General features: G+C 65.0%; 8 protein-coding genes. 5 read left to right on the top strand and 3 right to left on the bottom strand.

Annotated features, from left to right (window positions below; translation table 11 throughout):
* Positions 1–146: 146 nt before the first annotated feature.
* On the bottom strand, positions 147–554 hold the full coding sequence (locus tag I6F35_RS25800; RefSeq protein ID WP_225120473.1) for a hypothetical protein: 408 nt from the start codon (positions 552–554) through the stop codon (positions 147–149).
* Here I6F35_RS25800 and clcA point away from each other — a divergent pair.
* Complete coding sequence (gene clcA, locus I6F35_RS25795) at positions 474–1,748, top strand: H(+)/Cl(-) exchange transporter ClcA (protein WP_249792712.1); 1,275 nt, start codon at positions 474–476, stop codon at positions 1,746–1,748. The two genes, I6F35_RS25800 and clcA, sit on opposite strands and share 81 nt — an antisense overlap.
* A gap of 138 nt (positions 1,749–1,886) precedes the next feature.
* Here clcA and mobA read toward each other — a convergent pair whose 3' ends face one another.
* Together mobA and I6F35_RS25785 are read right to left on the bottom strand one after the other, a co-directional pair.
* Positions 1,887–2,519, bottom strand: coding sequence for a molybdenum cofactor guanylyltransferase MobA (gene mobA, locus I6F35_RS25790; protein ID WP_225120457.1), 633 nt, complete (start codon positions 2,517–2,519; stop codon positions 1,887–1,889).
* Positions 2,520–2,690: 171 nt separating this feature from the next.
* On the bottom strand, positions 2,691–3,581 hold the full coding sequence (locus I6F35_RS25785; protein ID WP_225120456.1) for a formate dehydrogenase accessory sulfurtransferase FdhD: 891 nt from the start codon (positions 3,579–3,581) through the stop codon (positions 2,691–2,693).
* Positions 3,582–3,795: 214 nt separating this feature from the next.
* Between I6F35_RS25785 and mobB the strand changes: the two genes are divergently transcribed.
* The 4 genes from mobB (at position 3,796) to I6F35_RS25765 (ending at position 7,882) form a co-directional block, all read left to right on the top strand.
* The gene (gene mobB / locus I6F35_RS25780; protein ID WP_225120455.1) at positions 3,796–4,317 is read left to right on the top strand and encodes a molybdopterin-guanine dinucleotide biosynthesis protein B; all 522 of its coding nucleotides are present in this window, start codon (positions 3,796–3,798) and stop codon (positions 4,315–4,317) included.
* Positions 4,318–5,571, top strand: a complete 1,254-nt coding sequence (gene glp, locus I6F35_RS25775; RefSeq protein WP_225120454.1) for a gephyrin-like molybdotransferase Glp — start codon at positions 4,318–4,320, stop codon at positions 5,569–5,571.
* A 53-nt stretch (positions 5,572–5,624) separates the two neighbouring features.
* Entirely contained in the window at positions 5,625–5,897 is a 273-nt protein-coding gene (locus tag I6F35_RS25770; protein ID WP_225120453.1) for a sulfurtransferase TusA family protein, read from the top strand.
* 329 nt (positions 5,898–6,226) lie between these two features.
* Positions 6,227–7,882: an OFA family MFS transporter gene (locus tag I6F35_RS25765; RefSeq protein WP_225120452.1), complete on the top strand. Its 1,656-nt coding sequence runs from the start codon at positions 6,227–6,229 to the stop codon at positions 7,880–7,882.
* The last annotated feature ends 118 nt before the right edge of the window (positions 7,883–8,000 follow it).

The following is an 8,000-nucleotide window of genomic DNA, read 5'->3' as shown; positions in this document are numbered from 1 at the left end:
GTTTACGGCTTACTTCGTGCTCTTCTCGGTGACCGGGCTTTCTTGCCACCGTCACCCGCGGCAGCTCTTGCTGCTCGCGAGCTTAGCGCCAGCGTCGGGGCGCCAGAACCACACGACTTCGCCGTCCGCGATGTCCAGCGTTCGTCTTACGCCGTCATCACGTCCACCGCATCCCACCGCAACGTTCGTGACGATCGCGAGCCGCCCCTCATCCGCCGTGAGACGCGCGGAGTTAAATCACTGATTTGCCCGACGGCGAAAGTGGAATGTTTTTCGAGGCAAGGCTGGACGGGCCAAATCAGCTTGAAATCGTTGGACAAATTTCCTCCAGCAGGAAATTCGCTTTTGCCGATTTCAATTCGCCGGTGATTTCGGCCAAACTCGTTTCTTGCGAAGCACATCGAAACTTCAGGCCAGCCGTGGACCATAAGCCCGACGACCAGCGAGCGGTCGCAGACGAACAGCGCAGCCTGTTGGGCCTCGCGGCGGCGGCGCTCGTCGTCGGGGCCGTCACCGGGTGTGTCGGAGCGAGCTTCCGAGTCCTGCTCGAGCATGCCGATCGCCTGCGCGATGCGATGATCGGCTGGGCGCACGGCCACGGCATCCCGGGATTCCTGATCGTTGTCGGCGCATGCGCCGGCGCCACGTTGCTTGCGGCGTGGATGGTGCGGCGATTTTCGCCACACGCTTCGGGCAGCGGCATTCCGCATGTCGAAGCTGTGCTGCATGGGCAGGTCCCGCCGGCGCCGTTTGTCCTGGTGCCGGTGAAATTCATCGGCGGACTCCTGGCGATCGGCTCCGGGCTGGCGCTGGGCCGCGAGGGGCCGACCGTCCAGATGGGTGCCGGCATCGCGGTCTTCACCGCGCGCCTCTGCCGGCTGTGCTGGGCGGACGGGCGAGTGCTGCTGGCGGCCGGCGCCGGTGCGGGGCTGGCGACGGCATTCAACGCGCCGATTGCCGGGCTCGCCTTTGTGCTCGAGGAACTGATGCACAGGTTCGAGCGCCGCGTCGCTGTCGCCGCCCTCGCGGCGTTGGCAACGGCGATCCCGGTTGCGAGGTTGTTCATCGGCGATGCGCCCGACTTCCAGGTCGCCCCGCTCGGCACGCCGAGCGCCCTATCCGCGCCGCTGTTCCTTGTTCTGGGTGCCGTCGCGGGCCTGCTCGCTGTCGCCTACAACCGCACCCTGCTTGCATTCCTCGCTGCCGGCGACCGATTGGCGCGGTTGCCGATCGAACTCCGCGCCGGATTGATCGGCGCAAGCGTCGGCCTGTTGGCATGGTTCGCGCCTGACCTGGTCGGCGGCGGAGATCAGATCACGCAACGCACGCTGACCGGCCAGGATGGCATCGCCATCGTCGCCTTCGCATTCCTGATCCGGTTCGGGCTCGGTGCTCTGTCATACGCCGCCGGTACTCCCGGCGGACTGTTCGCGCCATTGCTGGTGCTGGGAGCCCAGTCCGGGCTGCTGTTCGGAGCAGCCTGCCGCTTCGCATTTCCGGAACTCGCGATCGAGCCGCATGCATTTGCGTTGGTGGGCATGGCCGCGTTCTTCGCGGGCGTGGTGCGTGCGCCGGTGACCGGCATTGTTCTCGTCGCCGAGATGACCGGCAATGTGACGATGCTGCTGCCCATGCTCGGCGCCTGCTTCGTGGCGATGCTGCTGCCATCGCTGGTGCACAACGCACCGATCTACGATTCCTTGCGCGAACGCACGCTGCACCTGGAGCGGCGGATCAGAGGGGAATGAGAAGGCGGTCGCGGAAACGGCTCGTCATTCCGGGGCGATGCGATAGCATCGAGCCCGGAATCCATTGCTCCACTTGCGTCTGCGGCCAGATGGATTCCGGGTTCGCGCCAAGAGGCGCGCCCCGGAATGACAGCAGTGTCAGTCTGGTGCCGCATCGAGCGCCGCGAGCCGTTCTGCCTCCGCGATGTCCTCGACCGTGTTCGCGTTGAAGAAGGGATCGAGCGGCTCGGTCGGCCAGGTCACGGTGGCGAGTTTGTAGCGGGCGGTCCAGCGGTCGATCTTCCTGACGTCTTCGACGACGAGGGCGTGGCGGAGTTCGTCGCGCAGCGACACGCTCCACAAGCCGATCACCGGATGCGACTGACCGCCGGAGGCCGCTACCGCCAATTGCGCGTTTTCCTTCACCAGCGCGTCGTTGAGCCGCGAGACCAGATCGCGCGGCAGGAAGGGGCAGTCGCCGGCTGCGCTCAGGACCAGCGAGACATCGGGCCGGTTCGCCGCCATCCAGTCCAGCGCCGCCAAAATGCCGGCGAGGGGGCCGGGGAAATCGGCGACGCCGTCGGCGATGACCGGCAAGCCGAACGCGGCAAAGCGCGCGGGATCGCCGTTGGCGTTGAGGATCAGGCCGTAGCATTGCGGCGCAAGGCGTGCGATCACGCGGTCCAGAATGCTGCGGCCGCCGATCGTGCGCATCGGCTTGTCGCCGCCGCCCATCCGCCGCGCGAGGCCGCCGGCGAGCAACACTCCTGGAATTTTGTCGCGCGATGTCATCTGCTTCACCTCTCCCGCTTGCGGGAGAGGTCGCTGTGCTCGAACAGCACAGCGGGTGAGGGCTCTCTCCACACGGGGAGTCCCATCGCGGAGACACCCTCACCCCGACCCTCTCCCGCAAGCGGGAGAGGGAGCGCAGCCGCTTCTCGGATGCAGTTCGCGCTCATCATCCTAATCGTCACGGGCTTCGCCCTTGCGCTTGTGGCGTGCGGATTCTTCCTCGACATAATCCAGGTTCTGGTCGAACACGATGCGCTCCTGGCCTGACAGCGCGATGAAGCGTTTTCCGCGCGTGCGTCCGACCAGGGTCAGGCCGACCTGCCGCGCCAGCTCGACGCCCCAGGCGGTGAAGCCGGAGCGCGACACCAGGATCGGAATGCCCATCCTGACCGTCTTGATCACCATCTCCGAGGTCAGCCGGCCCGTGGTGTAGAGGATCTTGTCGCCGGGATCGACGCCGTGGCGATAGATCCAGCCCGCGATCTTGTCGACGGCATTGTGGCGGCCGACGTCCTCGGTGTAGCAGACCGGCGTTCCCTCCTTGCACAGCACGCAGCCATGGATCGCGCCGGCTTCGAGATAGAGCGAGGGCATGGTGTTGATCGCATGGGTCATCTGGTAAAGCCAGGAGGTGCGCAACTCCGCTCTTGGCAGCGCCACGCTTTCGACCGCCTCGAGCAGATCGCCGAACGCCGTGCCCTGGGCGCAGCCCGAGGTCTGGGTGCGCTTCTTCAATTTCTGCTCGAAATTGGTGTGATGCTCGGTGCGCACGACCACCACCTGAAGGTCGTCGTCATATTCCACCTCGGTAACGACGTCGTCGTATTTCAGCATGTTCTGGTTGAGCAGATAGCCGAGCGCGAGATATTCCGGGTAGTCGCCGATCGTCATCATGGTGACGATCTCCTGCGCGTTCAGGTACAGCGTCAGCGGCCGTTCCATGGGGACCTTGATCTCGACGCTGGCGCCGGTCTGGTCGGTCCCCATCACGCGCTCGGTCAGGCGTGGGTCGTCCGGATTGGGGACGATCAGGGGAACGGGCGCTTTCTCGATCTTCATCATGGCGGCCAGGTTAGCATGACTTTCCCTGCCATCCGATATAAGCATGTCGGAGGCTTGAGGAAATATGGGTTGTCCCGTCATTGCGAGCGGAGCGAAGCAATCCATGGCGCTGCGAGCGGAGAGGTGGATTGCTTCGTCGCTTCGCTCCTCGCAATGACGGCGTGGCGCTCGCAACGACGGCGGAACGAACGGGTTCCTTTTTGGACGAGGTCGTATGAAAGTGATCGGACTCGCAGGCTGGAGCGGTGCCGGCAAGACCACCTTGCTGTCGCGCGTGATTCCGCATCTGCTCGGACAAGGCCTTCGCGTGTCCGTGATCAAGCATGCCCATCACGAATTCGACGTCGACGTGCCCGGCAAGGATTCCTGGGTGCACCGCCAGTCCGGCGCGACCGAGGTGCTGGTGTCCTCCAGCCGGCGCTGGGCGCTGATGCATGAATTGCGCGGCGCCGGCGAGCCGCGATTGGCCGAGCTGCTCGCCAAGATGTCGCCGGTCGACCTCGTCATCGTCGAAGGCTTCAAGCGCGAGCCGCTGCGCAAGATCGAGGTGCACCGTGCCGCCAACAACAAGCCGCTGCTGTTCCCGGATGATCCCGGCATTGTCGGGATCGCGACCGATGTGGCGATTGAAAGCCGGCTGCCGACCGCCCATCTCGACGATGTCACCTCCGTTGCCGCCATGATGCAGCGCGCCGCTGCTGCGGTCGACGAGATCCTGGCGAAGAGCGAGACCTGAATGGCGCAACTGTCCGACGATTGCTTTGCCTTTGGCGGGCCGATGATGTCGGTCGACGAAGCTGTGGGCCTGATCGCGACGCGGGTGACCGCGATAGCAGATCTCGAGACCATCGCATTGGCAGAGGCCGACGGGCGCATCCTCGCCAATGACATTTTGGCGCCGCTGCCGCTGCCGCCATTCACCAACTCCGCCGTCGATGGCTACGCGGTCGCAAGCCGCGATCTTCCCAAGGATGCGGAGCAGGCGTTCACGATCAGCGGACGGTTGCAGGCGGGTGCCGCCGCGAATGCGCCGATCTCGCCCGGCCATGCCGTGCGCATCTTCACGGGCGCGCCGATGCCTGACGGCGCCGACACCGTGTTCATGCAGGAGGATGTGCGCGTCGACGGCGATAAGGTCGTCGTGCCCGCCGGCCTGAAGCCGGGCGCCAATGTGCGGCCCGCGGGCGAAGACATTCCGCTCGGCCACGCCGCATTGCAGAGGGGAAAGCGCCTGCGGCCGCAGGACGTGGCGCTGGCCGCGGCATTCGGCCTTGTCAGGCTCGATGTGATCAGGCGCATCCGCGTCGCGGTGTTCTCGACCGGCGACGAACTGGTCTCGCCCGGCGAGCGCCGCGCGGCGCCGCAGCTGTTCGATTCCAACCGCTTCATGCTGATGGCGATGCTGCGGCGGCTCGGCTGCGACGTCAGCGACCTCGGCATCCTGCGCGACGAGCCTGCGAGCCTCGCACGCGCGCTGAAGGACGTTGCCGGCAATCACGATCTGATCCTCACCACGGGCGGTGTCTCGACCGGCGAGGAGGATCACGTCAAGGCCGGCGTCGAGAGCGTCGGCCGCCTGGTGCTGTGGCGGATGGCGATCAAGCCGGGCCGTCCGGTGGCGATGGGCATCATCGGCGGCACGCCGTTCATCGGCCTGCCGGGCAATCCGGTTGCGAGCTTCGTCACCTTCGTTCACGTGGTGAGGCCGACCATTCTGGCGCTGTCCGGCGGCGCGCCGGAGCCGCTGGTGCCGATGCCGGTCCGCGCCGAATTCACCTACAAGAAGAAGATCGGGCGCCGCGAATATGTCCGCGTCAATCTGCGCAAAGCGCCGGATGGCATGCTTGAAGCCATCAAATTTCCGCGCGAGGGCGCGGGGCTGTTGTCGTCGCTGGTCGACACCGACGGCCTGGTCGAGCTGGGCGAACAAATCGCCCGCGTCGAGCCCGGCCAGAGCGTCGGGTTCCTGTCCTATGCAAGCTTGATCTGAAGCTGTCGCGCAGCCGATTGACGCTGCGCCAATGCTTCGCCATGTTCACAGACATGACCACGACCAGACTCGATCTTACCGGTCTCAAATGTCCGCTGCCCGCGCTGAAGACGCGCAAGGCATTGAAGGCGGTTGCGCCGGGTGATTTCCTCGAAGTGCTCTGCACCGATCCATTGTCGGTGATCGACATCCCGAACCTGATCCGCGAGACCGGCGACAAGGTCGAGATCACCGAGCGGAGCGAACAGCGCATCGTGTTTTTGATCGAGAAGGCGAATGGAGCGATAGAGAAAATCAATGACGCTTCGTCCACGTCGCAACAATAGCCGTGCGCTGCAATAATCGCTTGCGTTGATACCTACCTTTTTCCTATCGACACATTTCAGACCTTCTGCCCAATTGAATCCCTCCGCAGGCGATGGGGCCCGCGGAGCATCGCTCGGACACGAGCGATCTGGGGCGGGCATTCTTCACATCAGGGCTGACGCTGGCACTGAGCGTGTCGGGTCGCGTTGCGGGTTGGGAGTTCTCGAAGGCGCTTGGCAATTCCAAGCGCATCGAGGGAGTGTCGCGGGGCGCTTGCTTCGCGAAGATGAGTTTGGGGATCAAGGAAAGCGAGCACGCTCTACGCAAGAGCGGCCGCAGGGAGGATCGGATGACGACGATTAGCAGCACCGGCACGGTGGCCGGCGCGGGGCTTGGCTTCCTCGACAAGGAGCGGACGATTGCGACCGCCGGCTTCAATCGCTGGCTGGTGCCGCCGGCCGCGCTCTGCATCCATCTGTGCATCGGCATGGCCTATGGCTTCTCGGTGTTTTGGCTGCCGCTGTCGCGCGCGATCGGGTTGAACGCGCCGAAGGCCTGCCCCGACATGTCGCTGTGGCAGGAATTGTTCACCACCACCTGCGACTGGAAGGTGGCGAGCCTTGGGTGGATGTACACGCTGTTCTTCGTGCTGCTCGGCGTCTCCGCGGCGATCTGGGGCGGCTGGCTCGAACGCGTCGGTCCGCGCAAGGCCGGATTCGTTGCGGCGCTGTGCTGGGCCGGCGGCCTGCTGATCGGCGCGCTCGGCGTCTACGTGCATCAGCTCTGGCTGATGTGGCTCGGCGCCGGCGTGATCGGCGGCGTCGGTCTCGGGCTCGGTTACATCTCGCCGGTGTCGACGCTGGTGAAATGGTTTCCCGACCGCCGCGGCATGGCCACCGGGATGGCCATCATGGGTTTCGGCGGCGGCGCCATGATCGGCGCGCCGCTCGCGAACATCCTGATGAACTATTTCAAGACCCCGACTTCGGTCGGCGTCTGGGAAACCTTCCTGGCGATGGGCGTGATCTATTTCGTGTTCATGATGATCGGCGCCTTCCGCTATCGCATCCCGCCGGCCGGCTGGCAGCCCGAGGGCTGGACGCCGCCGACCAAGGCCAATGCGATGATCTCGACCAAGAACGTCCATCTCGACGACGCGCACAAGACGCCGCAGTTCTGGCTGATCTGGTGGGTGCTCTGCCTCAACGTCTCCGCGGGCATCGGGGTGATCGGCATGGCCTCGCCGATGCTGCAGGAGATCTTCGCCGGCAAACTGATCGGCCTGCCCGACGTCGGCTTCAACCAGCTCGACGCGTCGCAGAAGGTGCAGATCGCCGGCATCGCCGCGGGATTTGCCGGGCTCTTGTCGCTGTTCAACATCGGCGGCCGCTTCTTCTGGGCGTCGCTGTCGGACAAGATCGGGCGCAAGAACACCTACTATACGTTCTTCCTGCTCGGGATTGCGCTCTACGCGCTGGCGCCGACCTTTGCCGCGATGGGCTCGAAACTCTTGTTCGTGCTCGGCTTCGGCATCATCCTGTCGATGTATGGCGGCGGCTTCGCCACCGTGCCGGCCTATCTTGCCGACATGTTCGGGACGCAATTCGTCGGCGCCATCCATGGCCGGCTGCTGACGGCGTGGTCGACCGCCGGCATCATCGGCCCGGTCGTGGTGAACTACATCCGCGAGTTCCAGTTGGCCGCCGGCGTTCCGCGCGACCAGCTCTACAACACCACGATGTACATCCTCTGCGCCATGCTGATCGCGGGCCTGATCTGCAACTATCTGGTCAAGCCGGTCGATGCGAAGTGGCATATGAGCGATGCGGAGGTGGCAAAACTGCAGGCGGCGAGCGCGAGCGCGGATGCCGCCGGGCCGCATGGTTCCTACGGCATCGGCTTCGGCGGGCTCGATGCCAAGGCCGCGCTGTTCTGGGCTTTTGTCGGCATTCCGCTCGCTTGGGGCGTTTGGAAGACGCTGGAGAGCGCGGTCAAGATCTTCTGAGGGAGGCGGCGTCGCGGGCGATGCTCCCGCTCGCGACGCCATCCGGAACCGAGGAGGGATAGGCGTGTTGGCATGTCCCTTAAATGCTTAATTAGGCGCGGTAATTTTCTCTTGGCAT

The sequence above is a fragment of the Bradyrhizobium sp. BRP22 genome (genome assembly GCF_020194175.1).
Taxonomy (GTDB): Bacteria; Pseudomonadota; Alphaproteobacteria; order Rhizobiales; family Xanthobacteraceae; genus Bradyrhizobium.
This window is presented reverse-complemented; position numbering and strand designations above follow the sequence as displayed.

Coding starts and splice junctions, on each gene's coding strand:
- mobA (WP_225120457.1), bottom strand. CDS start 2,519: ATGACATCGCGCGACAAAATTCCAGGAGTGTTGCTCGCCGGCGGCCTC.
- I6F35_RS25800 (WP_225120473.1), bottom strand. CDS start 554: ATGCTCGAGCAGGACTCGGAAGCTCGCTCCGACACACCCGGTGACGGC.
- I6F35_RS25770 (WP_225120453.1), top strand. CDS start 5,625: ATGACCACGACCAGACTCGATCTTACCGGTCTCAAATGTCCGCTGCCC.
- mobB (WP_225120455.1), top strand. CDS start 3,796: ATGAAAGTGATCGGACTCGCAGGCTGGAGCGGTGCCGGCAAGACCACC.
- I6F35_RS25785 (WP_225120456.1), bottom strand. CDS start 3,581: ATGATGAAGATCGAGAAAGCGCCCGTTCCCCTGATCGTCCCCAATCCG.
- glp (WP_225120454.1), top strand. CDS start 4,318: ATGGCGCAACTGTCCGACGATTGCTTTGCCTTTGGCGGGCCGATGATG.
- I6F35_RS25765 (WP_225120452.1), top strand. CDS start 6,227: ATGACGACGATTAGCAGCACCGGCACGGTGGCCGGCGCGGGGCTTGGC.